At 33.5% G+C, this 14853-nt stretch carries 16 protein-coding genes and 1 pseudogene; 15 read left to right on the forward strand and 2 right to left on the reverse strand.

Translation table 11 applies throughout. From position 1 onward, the window contains the following. Positions 1–251 precede the first annotated feature (251 nt). The 10 genes and pseudogenes from ADIWIN_RS10675 to ADIWIN_RS10720 all read left to right on the forward strand — a co-directional run bounded on the left by ADIWIN_RS10675 (position 252) and on the right by ADIWIN_RS10720 (position 8603). Positions 252–661 (forward strand): annotated as a pseudogene (locus ADIWIN_RS10675) (RrF2 family transcriptional regulator). Between the two features lie 125 nt (positions 662–786). Beyond that, complete coding sequence (locus ADIWIN_RS10680; RefSeq protein WP_020895174.1) at positions 787–1047, forward strand: DUF2061 domain-containing protein; 261 nt, start codon at positions 787–789, stop codon at positions 1045–1047. Then, the gene (locus ADIWIN_RS10685) at positions 1044–1664 is read left to right on the forward strand and encodes a phosphoadenosine phosphosulfate reductase domain-containing protein (protein WP_020895175.1); all 621 of its coding nucleotides are present in this window, start codon (positions 1044–1046) and stop codon (positions 1662–1664) included. The genes ADIWIN_RS10680 and ADIWIN_RS10685 overlap by 4 nt, the downstream gene beginning before the upstream one ends. A gap of 9 nt (positions 1665–1673) precedes the next feature. Then, positions 1674–3761, forward strand: a complete 2088-nt coding sequence (locus ADIWIN_RS10690; protein ID WP_020895176.1) for a ferredoxin-like domain-containing protein — start codon at positions 1674–1676, stop codon at positions 3759–3761. Between the two features lie 10 nt (positions 3762–3771). After that, positions 3772–4551: a uroporphyrinogen-III C-methyltransferase gene (cobA, locus tag ADIWIN_RS10695; RefSeq protein WP_020895177.1), complete on the forward strand. Its 780-nt coding sequence runs from the start codon at positions 3772–3774 to the stop codon at positions 4549–4551. 2 nt (positions 4552–4553) lie between these two features. Next, positions 4554–5132 (forward strand): precorrin-2 dehydrogenase/sirohydrochlorin ferrochelatase family protein, encoded by a 579-nt coding sequence (locus ADIWIN_RS10700; RefSeq protein WP_020895178.1) that lies wholly within the window; start codon positions 4554–4556, stop codon positions 5130–5132. 3 nt (positions 5133–5135) lie between these two features. Then, positions 5136–6185 carry an NAD(P)/FAD-dependent oxidoreductase gene (locus tag ADIWIN_RS10705; protein ID WP_020895179.1) on the forward strand — a complete coding sequence of 350 codons (1050 nt, stop codon included), beginning with the start codon at positions 5136–5138 and terminating at the stop codon, positions 6183–6185. Beyond that, on the forward strand, positions 6185–6514 hold the full coding sequence (locus tag ADIWIN_RS10710) for a 2Fe-2S iron-sulfur cluster-binding family protein (protein WP_020895180.1): 330 nt from the start codon (positions 6185–6187) through the stop codon (positions 6512–6514). The genes ADIWIN_RS10705 and ADIWIN_RS10710 overlap by 1 nt, the downstream gene beginning before the upstream one ends. Before the next feature lie 257 nt (positions 6515–6771). Continuing rightward, complete coding sequence (locus tag ADIWIN_RS10715; RefSeq protein WP_040757036.1) at positions 6772–7863, forward strand: acyloxyacyl hydrolase; 1092 nt, start codon at positions 6772–6774, stop codon at positions 7861–7863. Next, the gene (locus ADIWIN_RS10720) at positions 7860–8603 is read left to right on the forward strand and encodes a head GIN domain-containing protein (RefSeq protein ID WP_020895183.1); all 744 of its coding nucleotides are present in this window, start codon (positions 7860–7862) and stop codon (positions 8601–8603) included. Before ADIWIN_RS10715 ends, ADIWIN_RS10720 begins: the two co-directional genes overlap by 4 nt. Before the next feature lie 4 nt (positions 8604–8607). Here ADIWIN_RS10720 and ADIWIN_RS10725 read toward each other — a convergent pair whose 3' ends face one another. Next, entirely contained in the window at positions 8608–8796 is a 189-nt protein-coding gene (locus tag ADIWIN_RS10725; RefSeq protein WP_020895184.1) for a hypothetical protein, read from the reverse strand. A gap of 7 nt (positions 8797–8803) precedes the next feature. Next, a complete protein-coding gene (gldA, locus tag ADIWIN_RS10730) occupies positions 8804–9697 on the reverse strand; it encodes a gliding motility-associated ABC transporter ATP-binding subunit GldA (protein ID WP_020895185.1) in 894 nt (297 codons plus the stop codon). A 361-nt stretch (positions 9698–10058) separates the two neighbouring features. On the opposite strand from gldA, the gene ADIWIN_RS10735 reads away from it, so the two are divergent. From ADIWIN_RS10735 to ADIWIN_RS10755, 5 genes are all read left to right on the forward strand, one after another. Beyond that, complete coding sequence (locus ADIWIN_RS10735) at positions 10059–10886, forward strand: prephenate dehydratase (RefSeq protein ID WP_020895186.1); 828 nt, start codon at positions 10059–10061, stop codon at positions 10884–10886. Further along, positions 10883–12025 carry a pyridoxal phosphate-dependent aminotransferase gene (locus ADIWIN_RS10740; protein WP_020895187.1) on the forward strand — a complete coding sequence of 381 codons (1143 nt, stop codon included), beginning with the start codon at positions 10883–10885 and terminating at the stop codon, positions 12023–12025. The genes ADIWIN_RS10735 and ADIWIN_RS10740 overlap by 4 nt, the downstream gene beginning before the upstream one ends. A gap of 30 nt (positions 12026–12055) precedes the next feature. Then, the gene (locus tag ADIWIN_RS10745) at positions 12056–12907 is read left to right on the forward strand and encodes a prephenate dehydrogenase (protein WP_020895188.1); all 852 of its coding nucleotides are present in this window, start codon (positions 12056–12058) and stop codon (positions 12905–12907) included. Positions 12908–12927: 20 nt separating this feature from the next. Then, complete coding sequence (locus tag ADIWIN_RS10750; protein ID WP_020895189.1) at positions 12928–14010, forward strand: bifunctional 3-deoxy-7-phosphoheptulonate synthase/chorismate mutase type II; 1083 nt, start codon at positions 12928–12930, stop codon at positions 14008–14010. A 135-nt stretch (positions 14011–14145) separates the two neighbouring features. Further along, positions 14146–14805, forward strand: a complete 660-nt coding sequence (locus tag ADIWIN_RS10755) for a carboxypeptidase-like regulatory domain-containing protein (protein ID WP_020895190.1) — start codon at positions 14146–14148, stop codon at positions 14803–14805. Positions 14806–14853: the final 48 nt, after the last annotated feature.

Here is a 14853-nt window from a genome sequence, read left to right on the forward strand (position 1 = left end):
TTTCAGATTGCTTGGTCGCTAGAGAAGTAGAAAACTTACTGCTTTAGCATTTTTTGTTTCGGCTGAATTACATTCGGCGTCAGAGGTTGCAATCAGATCAAATTTTTCCTCTCAATTTTTGATGGTACAAAAGTAGAAAAATTATATGGAATGAAATTTTAATTCCCTTTTTTATGAATTTATTAGGTTTTGGTGTATTCTGAACTACAATTTAGTATTCAAAATTTATAAAAAAGGACTAGATTTACATTATGCTTTCAAAGAAAACAAAATACGGAATAAAAGCCTTGGTACACTTAGCACGACAGAAAGATCGTGTTCCTGTTCAAATATCTACAATTTCAAAAACAGAAAATATATCTCAAAAATTTCTGGAAAGTATATTATTGACCTTAAGAAAAAATGGATTGTTAGGTTCCAAAAAGGAAAAGGTGGAGGATACTATTTATTAAAGGATCCGAAAGAAATTCCTATGACAACTGTAATGCGATTATTAGAAGGTCCTATTGCAATGGTGCCATGTGTAAGTTTGAATTTTTACGAAAAGTGTGATGATTGCTTAGATGAAGACGCATGCGCCGTAAATAAATTAATGCTAAAAGTGCGCGATAATACCCTCGAAATATTCCGAAATACAACCTTAGCTGATTTGTCTAATTAGCATATTCCTATTTTTTTTATCCTTTTTTTTCGAAATTATCAGGTCTTAAACTGGAATTAATTTATATGTTTGCATTATCCTACTAAATCTATAGGGTAAAAGGATTATAAAATTTAATAGCAATTATGGATCGCGTATTACAAGCAGATTTAAGTTTAGAAAATGATAAACAAGAATCTAATTCTACTCAAGAAAATATTAAACGAAGTATCGTAAAGACTGTCAGTTGGAGAGTTGTCGGCACATTAGCAACAGTAACCATTTCTTATCTGGTTACAGGCACTTTGGCATTAGCATTTTCAATTGGAGGTATAGAATTAGTATCTAAAATGGTGCTTTATTTCTTTCATGAACGTACTTGGAATTCTATAAAATGGGGAAAATGATAGACATAGATATAGACGTTTGGAACCAAAAATTACGAGATAAAACTCCGAATGAAATTGCAGAATGGGCTTTAAAGTTGTCTGATAATAAGATTGTGACAACTAGTTTTGGAATCTATTCTTCGGTTTTATTGAGCACAATGTCTCAACTCGATAAAGATATAAAAGTAGTGTGGTGCGATACTTTATATAACCAACCAACCACTTACGAACATGCTGCTAAGTTGATAGAAAAATATAAGCTTAATATTCTAAAATATAAAAGTTTATATACTAGAGAAGAGATTGATTCTACCATTGGACTACCAAGTTTAGAAGATGACAATCATGCAGTTTTTTCAGAAGCGGTAAAGTTAGAGCCATTTAGACGTGCTTTAAAAGAGCAGAATCCTGATGTATGGTTTACTAATATCAGAGTGAGACAAACAGAATATAGAGACAAGAAAAGTATTTTAAGTTATAGCAAAGATGGTATTCTTAAAGTGAGTCCATTTTACTATTGGAGCGATTCGGATTTAGATCAATATATAGAAGATAACCAATTAGCGAAAAACAACTATTATTTCGATCCTATAAAAGCACTTCTCAATAGAGAATGTGGTATACATTTTCAATAAATAGAACAGATGCAGAGTTTTAGAACAGAATTAGAAAATCCAGTAGTACAAAAGGATATCCTTGAATTAGCCAATAAAATTGAGCTTTTTCAAAATGGGAAAATTGACGAAGAAAAATTCAGAAGCCTCCGTTTGGCGAGAGGAATTTATGGTCAACGCCAAGAAGGTGTACAAATGATTAGAATTAAATTACCTTATGGTAAAGTCTTGAGTCATCAATTGCGCCGTATTGCTGAAGTTTCAGATGAATATTCTAGAAGCCGATTGCATATTACAACACGTCAAGATATTCAAATTCATTATGTGGATATCAATAGAACACCAGAACTTTGGGCAGAATTAGAGCGCGATGATGTCACTATCAGAGAGGCTTGTGGTAATACGGTTAGAAATGTCACAGCATCTGAAACAGCTGGTATTGACACTAACGAACCTTTTGACGTTTCGCCTTATGCAGATGCTTTATTCAAGTTCTTTTTACGGAATTCTGTGTGTCAAGAAATGGGTCGAAAGTTTAAAGTATCCTTTTCGGCTTCAGATGAAGATACAGGGTTGTCGTACATGCACGATTTAGGTTTTATCGCCAAAATTGAAAATGAAGTGAAAGGTTTTAAGGTAATGTTAGGTGGTGGTTTAGGATCACAACCTAGGCATGCCGATTTGTTTTATGAATTCTTACCGTCAGATAAAATTATTCCTTTGATGGAAGGGGTTCTACGAGTGTTCGATCGTTATGGAGAACGTAAGAGTAGAGCCAAAGCACGACTTAAATTCTTGATAAAAGATTTAGGATTAGACGCGTTTAAAGTTTTGGTTGAAGAAGAACAAAATGCCATAGAATTTAAATCCGTAACGATTGATACTTCAAATTATAAGGTGTCAAAACCAGTTTCTGTAACGGCTCCAAATGTAGAAATTAAAAATACGGAGGCGTATAATTTATGGAAATCGACCAATGTAATTCCTCAAAAACAAGAGGGGTATGTTGCCATTGGAATCAAAGTTTTATTGGGTGATTTCTACACAGATAAAGCACGCTTATTAGCCGATTTGGTTGAGCACTATGCAGCAGGTGAATTGCGATTGAGTTTACGTCAGAACATCTTAATCCCTTTTGTAAAAGAAGATTTGTTACCATTTTTTTATGTTGAATTAGAGAAGTTAGGTTTCGTTGAAGCGGGTTATAATAAAGCTGTCGATATAACAGCATGTCCTGGTACGGATACTTGCAACTTAGGGATTGCAAGTAGTACTGGGATAGCCGAAGAATTAGAACGTGTTATTAAAACGGAGTACCCTCAATATCTCGAAAATTCTGATTTAATGATTAAAATCAGTGGTTGTATGAATGCTTGTGGACAGCACAATATGGCAAATATTGGTTTTCAAGGGATGTCAATTCGGACGAAAGATAAATTAGTAGCTCCGGCATTGCAAGTGCTTTTAGGCGGTGGAAACTTAGGGAACGGAAATGCGTATTTCGCTGATAAGGTGGTTAAAATTCCGAGCAGAAGAGGACCAGATGCTTTACGTAGAATACTAAACGATTTTGAAGCAAATGCGGAAGGCAAACAATTCGTCGACTATTATAAAGAAAAAGGCGAAAAGTATTTCTATCACTTATTAACGGATTTATCGGACACTGAAAATTTGACTCAAGAAGATTTTATCGATTGGGGAACAGAAGAACAATATGTAAAAGCCATTGGAATAGGTGAGTGCGCCGGAGTCGTTATCGATTTAATCGCCACATTATTCCTAGAAAGTGATGAGAAAATTGAAGAATCAAAAGAGGCTTATTCTAACAAAGTATATTCGAGTGCTATTTATGAAGCGTATCGCTCAATGGTAAATTCCGCAAAAGCCATTTTACTTTCAGAAAATATCAGCACCAACACCCAAGCTGGCATCATTTCACAATTTGATGAACTTTTTGTAGAAACTAAAAAAATAGAATTAGGAACATCTTTTTCAGATCTTATTTATCAAATCAAAGTATTTCCACCAACTAAAGACTTTGCCAATAATTATATAAACGCAGCAGAACAATTTTTAAAAAGTGTCAGAGCTTTTAGAGATACACAAGTTGTTGCATAAAACTAAGAGTATGACACCAAGATTAACGATAGTAGGCGCAGGCCCAGGAGATGTAGATTTAATTACAGTAAAGGCCATTAAAGCTATAAAATCTGCAGATGTCATTATGTATGATGCTCTTGTAAATGTAGAATTATTACAATACGCAGCGCCAAATACAGAATTGATTTTTGTTGGTAAACGAAAAGGGTGTTATGCGTATCAGCAAAATCAAATTAACGAATTAATAGTGCAACGCGCTTTAAGATTTGGTCATGTGGTGCGTTTAAAAGGTGGTGATCCTTTTATATTTGGTCGTGGTGCGGAAGAATTAGATTATGCTAAAGAATACGCGATTGAAGTGGCTATTGTTCCCGGTATTTCCTCGTCGGCTGCAGTGCCAGCATATCAAGGTATTCCATTAACGAAGCGGAATGCCGCTGAAAGTTTTTGGGTCATTACAGGAACCACAAAATCACATGAAATTTCAGGAGATATTGCTTTAGCAGCACAATCGACAGCTACTGTAGTTATTTTAATGGGAATGAGTAAACTTTCCGAAATTGTTCAAATTTTTTCTAAGGAAGGAAAGTCTGAAACAGCCATTGCTATTATTCAAAATGGAACCAGACCAAATGAAAATGTTGGTATCGGTAAAATGTCTAATATCGAAGCTATTGTTGAAGAAAAACAACTATCAAATCCTGCAATTATCATCATAGGGGAAGTTGTAAATCAACGTGTAGATCTTACCGATATTTATACTAAAGCAGATTTAGCACAGTATAACATTCAGAAACAAATAGCTTAATTATGGAACGGAATAATTTATATCCCATCTTTTTAAAAGCTAAGAACCTCAATGTTTTGATTGTGGGAGGTGGCAATGTCGCAGAAGAAAAATTAACGTTTCTTTTAAAATCGAGTCCAGATGCCAATGTCACTATGGTCTCACCAATGTATAGAGAAGGAACGATTGCAATTGCTAAAACCGGAAACGTAAAACGTGTTGACGATATTTATAAAAACGGCTATTTAAAAGGGCATCATATGGTGATTGCAACAACAGATCTACCTGAAGTAAATATCAAAATATACAACGATTGCCGTTCTCAAAACAAATTGGTTAATGTGGCAGACAATCCACCATATTGTGATTTTTATATGGGAGGCATCGTAACTAAAGGCAATGTAAAAGTGGCGATTTCCACTAATGGACAATCACCAACTACAGCCAAACGATTACGTCAGTTTTTTGAAGATGTCATACCAGAAAATATTGACGATTTAGTAAAGAATCTCAATATATATAGAAAAACAATTAAAGGAGACTTTGAGCAGAAAGTTGAAAAATTAAACGAATTCACTAAAGGTTTAGTCGAAAAAATGTAGATTATGATTACAACAGATATACTTATTATAGGAGCAGGACCAACAGGTTTATTTACAGTATTTGAAGCTGGATTGCTAAAATTAAAGTGCCATTTAATTGATGCATTGCCCCAACCTGGTGGTCAATGCTCCGAATTATATCCTAAGAAACCAATTTATGATATTCCGGGATTTCCTGAGATTTTAGCCGGTGATTTAACTTCGAATTTATTAGAACAAGGCAAACAATTTCAACCTGGTTTTACTTTAGGTGAACGTGCCGAAACGATTGAGACTTTAGCCGATGGAAGTTTTATCGTTACGACAAATAAGGGCACACAACATAATGCTCCAATTATAGCTATTGCTGGTGGTTTAGGCAGTTTTGAACCAAGAAAACCACAATTAGAAAATATCGATAGCTATGAAGATAACGGTTTAGCATATTTTATTAAAGATCCAGAAGTGTATCGCGATAAAAAAGTAGTAATTGCAGGAGGAGGAGATTCAGCTTTAGACTGGAGTATCTTTCTTGCTGATGTCGCTTCAGAAGTGACTTTGGTTCACCGACGAAATGAATTTAGAGGTGCTCTAGATTCTGTAGAACGTGTTCAAGAATTAAAATTACTCAACAAAATAAACATCATTACACCAGCTGAAATTACAGGACTTCAAGGTAAACATAAAATTGAAGGAGTAGCGGTGACTAAAGATGGAGACACTCAAATTATAGAGGCAGATGCTTTTATTCCACTCTTTGGTTTATCACCAAAATTAGGACCAATTGGAGATTGGGGATTGGAGATTGAAAAAAATGCCATTAAGGTCGATACAGTAGATTACCAAACGAATATTCCTGGTATATATGCCATAGGCGATGTCAATACCTATGAAGGAAAATTAAAATTAATTCTTTGTGGTTTTCATGAAGCGACTTTAATGTGTCAGTCCGCTTATAAAAGACTAAATCCTGGAAAGAAATTCGTTCTAAAATACACAACAGTAAGTGGTATAAATGGTTTTGATGGTACAAGAAAAGAATCTCCAAAAGCAGTCGTAAAGGCAATAGTATAATGCAAGATGTTACCATTCATATTACGGACCGATATGGTGAAAAGCACACCATTTTAGCTCCAACAGACATGGCCATGAATTTAATGGAAGTGGTGCGTTCTTATGAGTTAGCGCCTGAGGGTACAATTGGAGTCTGTGGTGGTATGGCAATGTGTGCCTCTTGTCAATGTTATGTGAACTCAGCGCATAAGTTAAATACAATGGAAGACGAAGAAGAGGCGATGTTATCTGAAGCTTTTAATGTAAAAGATAATAGCAGACTGAGTTGTCAAATTCCTATTTCAGATATCTTAAATGAGTTGGAAATAGAATTAGCTCCAGAATCTTAAAGTCGCGTCAAATACATAACAATTTCTTAGGCTTTAATTAACAAAAGAGTGTTCATTTAATTAGATATTTGCACTTTATTATTAAGCCCTTTATCATGAAATTAATAAATAAGTATAAATCAGATTTTAGATTTGCTTTGCAACTTTTAGTGTTAACAGCTATAGCGTTAATCGCTACTTTATTTGTGTAAAGTCTTGTCTCTTACTTAAGTGCCTAATTGTAATTATTGACTATTTTTGCACCTCAATAATTGCCAATGCGAAATCTATTACGTACAATTTTATTACTAATGTCTATAGTACTTTATGGACAACAAGAAAAACAGAATACGTATTTTGATCTCAATTATTTTGGTGGCAATATAGCACTTCATAATAACAGTATTGCGCACTTAATTAAAGGCCATCCTGAAGGTTTTATTTTTAGTTGGAATAAGCAAACGTTTGGAAACGAAGCTTGGGAACAACGTTATAATTATCCAGATTATGGAGCATCTTTCATTTATCAAGATTTAAAGAGCGAGACATTAGGTAACAATTTTGGTCTCTACGCGCACTACAATTTTTATTTTCTGAAACGTAATGTCATGTTGCGGATAGGACAAGGTTTAAGTTTTTCTACCAATCCTTATGATAAGATTGAAAATCCAAAGAATGTCGCTTTTGGATCTGATATCTTGAGTTCAACCTATGTGATGCTTAACTATAAAAAAGACCGCCTTTTTAATCGTTTTGGTATTCAAGCCGGTCTGACTTTAATACATTATTCTAATGCCAATGTTAAGGCACCAAACACAAGTGTAAATACCATAGCTTTTAATTTGGGTGTAAACTATCATCTAGATTCCGAAGAAAGTGAATTTGTTGAAACTGTTAATGATGAAAAATTCACAGAAAAGATAAAATATAATTTTGCATTTAGATCAGGAATCAACGAAAGTGATGTCATTGGAAGTGGGCAATTTCCATTTTACGTGTTGTCTGCTTATGCCGATAAACGCTTAAGCCATGTAAGTGCCATTCAGTTTGGTGCAGATGTATTTTTCTCAAACTTTTTAAAGGAATTAATCTATTACCAATCCGTTTCGCTACCAGAAGAAAATGTAAGTGGAGATGAAGATTATAAACGTGTTGGACTTTTTGTGGGACATGAATTGTTTATTAACCGCATATCTGTTGAATCACAATTAGGTTATTATATATACTATCCTTTCGATTTTGAAGGTAGAACGTATATAAGAATAGGTTTAAAACGGTACTTCGGAAAAAAACTATTTGGTGCTATAACATTAAAATCACATGGAGCAAAAGCAGAAGCTGTAGAATTTGGAATAGGCGTAAGATTATGAGAAAATTAGTTTACATATTTAGCTTGTTCATATTTGCTTGTAATAGCGAAGATGCTAACGATTGTTTTCAAACATCTGGAAATATCATTCAACAAGAAGTTTCAGTGCCTAGTTTTGAACGCATTCTTGTTCATAAAGATGTCGAACTTATTATTAAAGACGCACCAGATTATAAAGTCACAATTGAAACTGGTGAAAATCTAATGAACGATGTTACAGTCGAAGTGGTTGGCGATCGATTGGTTTTAACAGATAATAATTCTTGCAACTACGTAAGAGATTATGGAATCACTAAAATATACGTAGAAACACCCACGCTTACAGAAATAAGAACGTCTACACAATATGATATTTCTTCAGAAGGCATTTTAAATTATGATACGCTGACCTTGATATCCGAAGATTTTAATGAAGAAAATGAATTTACCGTTGGTGATTTTAGGCTCAATATTAATTCTGAAAACCTGAATATAGAATCCAATAACCTGTCATTTTTTTATGTTGAAGGCGCGGTAGGTGATTTGTTTGTAGGTTTTTATGCAGGTGCCGGTCGTTTTGAAGGTGAAGATTTATTGGCTCAGAATGTTCATGTTTATCATCGTGGCAGTAATGATATGGTTGTAAATCCACAACAAACTTTAACAGGAAGTCTTAGAGGTACAGGAGATTTAATCTCTGTTAATGAGCCTCCAATTGTAGATATTGAGCGCATCTATACTGGGCGGTTGTTGTTTCAATAAACAATTAAGAACTCAGTAAAATTACTAACACAATACTAATTGCTAGAAAACCGATGCGTTTGTTCCAATTCTCGCTAAAAACGGTTCCGAAACTTTTGGTTCCTAAGTAATAACACCAACGTAAAGAGGTTCCTATAAGTTTTGGTAATGACTCAAAAATTGCTGTAAAAACAAACTCAATTATAACCTCCACCACTATACTATTTAGTAAGTTCTCTAAACAAACTTTCTAAACTCGCATTCTTCTGATTCAGTTGTAAAATCTTTAGTTCATTATCATGTGCAAAATCAAACACATGTGAGCGCATATCTTCTTTAGTGGAAAACGTGATTTCATAAACAAAACCATAGGTGTTCTTTACCGATTTTACTTTTGGTAATTTTAATAAAAAGGCATCTTCTACTCTAAAGTCAAATTCAACAATTACAATTTGTTCCTGGCCATCTCGTAAATCTTTCAAGTATTTATCGGCAACTACTTCCCCTTTATTAATAATAATCACACGATCGCACATGGCCTCAACTTCTTGCATAATATGCGTAGATAAAAACACTGTTTTTTCTTTTCCAATGTTTTTGATGAGGTTTCTAATATCCACTAATTGGTTTGGGTCTAAACCCGTTGTAGGTTCATCTAATATTAAGACATCAGGATTGTGCAACAAAGCATTTGCTAAGCCAACACGCTGTCTGTAACCTTTAGAAAGTTGACTTATTTTTTTGTGAGCCTCTGGTTGTAATCCCGTTAATTCTATAACCTCTTCTATGCGCGATTTAGGCGTACCATAAACATTCGCGTTAAAATTCAAATATTCTTTAACATACAAGTCCGTGTAAAGCGGATTGTGCTCTGGTAAATACCCAACACTACTTTGTACATTCTTCTTTTCTGAAGTCACGTCAAACCCATTTACACTTGCAGAACCTTCAGAAGCTTCAATATAAGTGGTTAATATTTTCATCATAGTGGACTTTCCAGCGCCATTTGGCCCCAGAAAACCAACGATTTCTGCATCATTTACCTTAAAAGAAACATTATTAAGTGCTTTCTGATCTTTGTATAATTTGGTAATGTTTGAAACTTCGATTGACATACAGATAGAATTTATTCAAAAATAGGTATTTCCGAATATTGTATTGCAATTATTGTTAATTCTTTAAAACTTTGCAATTATTTGGAAAAAACTAATTCAACAATTTTGATTTGTGAAAATAATAATTACATTAGCCCTATAATTAAAGATTTCCACTGATGTGGAAAATGAATATGAACATATCTAGAGCATATTATAACTGGTTTTATTTCTTTTTTAGCTAAAGGAACGAGACTGAGTATGTTTTATTTGAAAATATAGTTTTAAAAGTCTCGATTTAATCGGGACTTTTTTTATGCCAATTTTTTAGAAGTTGATAAATGTTGAACTGTTTTTAGAATATAAATAAGATTAATAAATTTTGAAGAAACCAATTGCAATACAAGGAATTAAAGGTTCATTTCATCACGAAGTTGTTCAACATTATTTTAATGGTGAAGCTGAAGTTGTAGAATGTATGACTTTTGATAGTGTTATTGATACACTACTAGAGGAGCAAACGGATGAAATTGTAATGGCTTTAGAAAATTCTATTGCAGGATCAATTATCCCTAATTATGCGCTAATTGATAATCATAACTTAAGTATTGTTGGTGAATGTTATTTAGATATTCAGCATAGTTTAATGGCGCTAAGTAATCAATCTATTGAAGATATTTTAGAGGTGCATTCTCATCCAATGGCTTTACTACAATGTAAAGTGTTTTTTAGAGAGTATCCGCATATAAAATTGGTGGAAGCTAAAGATACAGCTGATGTTGCAAAACAAATTTCAGAGCAAAATTTAAAAGGCATTGCAGCCATAGCGAGTAAAAATGCAGCACAATTATATGGTCTTAATGTTTTAGCAGAAAGTATTCAAACGATAAAACATAACGAAACACGTTTTGTTATTGTGCGACGTGAAAATAATCATACTGATAACGCATATATTAATAAAGCATCTTTAAAGTTTGAATTAGATCATAAACGTGGCAGTTTAGCAGCTTTGTTAAATGTGTTGAGTGATTGTAAACTTAACCTTACTAAAATTCAATCATTACCAAAAATAGATACTCCTTGGAAATATGCGTTTTTTGTTGATGTTACTTTTGTTGATTATAAAGATTATGAAAAAGCCAAGTCTATAATAGGATTAATGGCTGAGAATTTTAAAATATTGGGAGAATATAAAAATGCAAGACTATGATAGAAGTTGCAAAACGTTTACAAAATGTCGAAGAATACTATTTCTCTAAGAAATTGAGAGAAGTGGCGCTTTTAAAATCACAAGGCAAGCCCATTATTAATTTGGGTATTGGGAGTCCAGATTTAGAGCCGCCTTTTAAGGCTTCTATGCTGCTTCAAGATAGTTTATTGGATGAGAAAGCACATCAATATCAAAGTTACCAAGGCTTGCCAGAACTGAGGGAAGGAATTGCAAACTTTTATAAAACGCATTACGAGGTTAATTTAAGTTCGCAAACCGAAATATTACCACTAATGGGAAGCAAGGAAGGCATTATGCACATTTCTATGGCTTTTCTAAATAAAGGAGATAAAGTGTTAATTCCTAACCCTGGGTATCCGACGTATGCTTCAGTAACTAAACTTTTGGAAGCAAAGCCTGTGTTTTACGACTTAAAGGAAGATAATAATTGGGAACCAGATTTTGCTGCTTTAGAGCGTTTAGATTTAAAACGAGTTAAAATTATGTGGATCAATTATCCGCATATGCCAACGGGTGCAAACGCGACTAATAAGTTTTATGACAAGGTGATTGCGTTTGGAAAACGACACGATATTTTAATCGTAAACGACAATCCGTATAGTTTTATTCTGAATGATAAACCCGTAAGTATTTTAAGGTATAAGAATGCAAAGGACGTGTGTTTAGAATTGAATTCATTAAGTAAAACTTTTAATATGGCGGGCTGGCGTGTGGGCATGTTAGTTGGTAATTACGATTTTATAAGTGCTGTTTTACGCGTGAAAAGCAATATGGATTCGGGTATGTTTTATGGCATACAAAAAGGAGCTATTGAAGCTTTAAAATGTTCAGAAATGTGGTTTAAGAGTTTAAATAGTGTCTATCAAAGACGAAGAGCATTAGTATGGAAATTAGCCAAAGGACTTAATTGTACTTACGATGAGCATGCTACTGGATTGTTTGTTTGGGCAAAATTACCACCACATATGAAATCGGAAGAATTTACAGATTTAGTATTAAAAGAACATTCTATATTTATTACGCCAGGCACTGTGTTTGGTAGCAATGGTGAAGGCTATGTAAGGTTTTCGTTATGTGCTTCAGAAGACGTTATCGAAGAGGCCATTGCAAGAGTATAGTTAATAAGCAGTGAAAATTAAAAGTAAAAAGTGAATAATATTTTTATTATAGGAGTAGGATTAATTGGAGGGAGCTTTGCGTTGGACATAAAAGCGTTGCATCCAGAATGTAAGGTTTTTGGAATTGATACAACTGAAGCACATCTTGAAGAGGCTTTGCAATTAGGAGTTATTGATGAAAAGGCAAATTTTGAAGATTTAAATAAAGCAGATATTGTAATTATAGCAATTCCTGTAGATGCAACTTTAGATGTTTTACCTAAAGTTTTAAATCATATTTCGGATGACGCTATTGTCTTTGATGCAGGTTCTACTAAAGAGGATATTTGTGATAAAGTGAGAAATCACCCGAAGCGAAGAAATTATTTAGCAGTGCATCCTATTGCTGGTACAGAGCATTCTGGACCAAAAGCGGCGATTCATGGCTTGTATAAATACAAGACCAATATTATATGTGAAGTAGAGGAAACAGCCTTCAAACTTCAAGAAAAAGCATTAAAGTTGTTTTCAGATTTAGGGATGCGGATTCGTTATATGAATCCTAAAGCACATGATAAGCATATTGCTTACGTCTCGCATTTATCACATATAAGTGCGTTTATGTTAGGAAAAACGGTGATTGACAAAGAAAGAAATGAACGCGATATTTTTGATATGGCAGGCAGTGGATTTGCAAGTACAGTGCGTTTAGCAAAAAGTTCGCCAGCAATGTGGACACCAATTTTTAAACAAAATAAAGCCAATGTTATAGAGACTTTAGATGAGTATATAGATAATCTAAAGCATTTTAAACAGTTAATGGAAGACAATGATTTTGAAGCTGTTTATAACGAAATGGAAAAAACAAATCACATAAAAGATATATTAAACGGAATACAATAGTAATTAAGAATAAAAGCAAAATGGAAAACAAGAAAGAAATGAGAACTTGGTTGGATGATATGAATCTAGATCATCCATTAGTAATTGCAGGTCCTTGCAGTGCGGAAACAGAAGAGCAAGTATTGAGAATAGCACACGAGCTAAAAGATACTGATGTTAATTACTATAGAGCAGGTATTTGGAAACCAAGAACACGTCCAGGTAATTTTGAAGGAGTAGGAGCTTTAGGTTTAAAATGGTTGCAAAAAGTTAAGGAAGAAACAGGAATGAAAACCTGTACAGAAGTTGCAAACGCAGCACATGTGAAATTAGCCTTAGAGTATGATGTAGATTTATTATGGATTGGTGCACGTTCTACAGTGAGTCCATTTATTATGCAAGAAATTGCTGATGCATTAGAAGGAACAGATAAAATAGTATTGGTTAAGAATCCAGTAAATCCTGATTTATCATTATGGTTAGGAGGTATTGAAAGATTATATTCTGCAGGAATTAAAAATTTGGGAGCCATACACAGAGGATTTTCAACGTATGAAAAATCGAAATACAGAAATATACCAGAATGGCAATTGGCGATTGAGTTTCAAAATAGATTTCCAGATTTACCTTTAATTAATGATCCTTCTCATATTACAGGAAATAGAGATATGATTTTAGAAGTGTCTCAAACGGCTTTAGATCTTAATTTTGACGGCTTAATGATCGAAACGCATTTTGACCCTGAAAATGCATGGAGTGATGCTGCACAGCAGGTAACACCAAGTAGTCTTGTTCAGATTATGAAAGATTTGAAGATTAGAAAAGAATCAGATCCTGAAGCAGAATACAACTCTGAACTTAATAATTTAAGAGCTCAGATAGATGTTGTAGATAACCAGATTATTGATTTGTTAGGCAAACGTATGAAAGTTGCTGATGGTATCGGATTACTTAAGAAAGAAAAGAATGTTGCCGTGTTACAAAATAAGCGTTGGAACGAAATCTTAGGGAAAATGGTGTTAGAAGGAGATGAAAGAGGACTTAGTGAAGAATTTATTTTAAAAATGTTTAAAGCGATTCACCAAGAATCAATTATCCATCAAGAAAAGATTATAAATAACTAAAATTTAAAGGCTCGCAATTTGCGAGCCTTTTTTATATGATGCGTTTACTCATTTAAATGTACCATTCACGCATTGTCCGTTTTTTTACTTTTAGCTTCCGAGTAAGTTTGGTATATGAACCAAAACCAATTACTCATGAAAAGAATTACAATATTAATTATTGCATTATGTTTTACAGTGACTTCAATAGCGCAAATTTTAGTAACAGGAGTTGTTTCTAATGATTCTATTACTTTAGAATCAGCTAGTATCCTCATTAAAAATTCGACCAAAGGAATTGCAACAAATAACAAGGGTCAATTTAAAATTGAAGCTAATCCAGGAGATACGTTGTCTGTTTCTTATATCGGATATGAAAGCAAAGAGATAGTCTTAAATAAAGATAAACATTTAGAAATTGAATTGATTGAAGGTGGAAAGCTTAAAGCGGCTGTTGTTAATGGCTTTTTAAATGGTCGTAAGTCCATTTGTAGAGCTGTTTGTTATAGTGAGACACGATGTGGAGTTGGCATTGAAACATCTGTTAATTATAAATTATTGTCAAATCAAGTACGTCCTAAGCTCTTCCCAAATCCATCTTCAAACGGGGTTTTTCAATTAAATTTGAATGAAGATTATAATGAAGTAAAAATTTCAATAGCCAATATTTCTGGTCAAATAATTCAAAATTTAACACATCAAAAGATTAGAGAAAACGTAAGAATTGATTTGTCACAATTGACTATAGGAATTTATATTATAAACATTATAGCTGATGGAAAACAGTTAGAATTCATCAAAGCAATAAGAAGTTAAGAAAATGGCTCGTATATTTTGCGAGCTTTTTTGTTCCATTAAACAATA

The organism is Winogradskyella psychrotolerans RS-3 (assembly GCF_000427335.1).
Taxonomy (GTDB): Bacteria; Bacteroidota; Bacteroidia; order Flavobacteriales; family Flavobacteriaceae; genus Winogradskyella; species Winogradskyella psychrotolerans.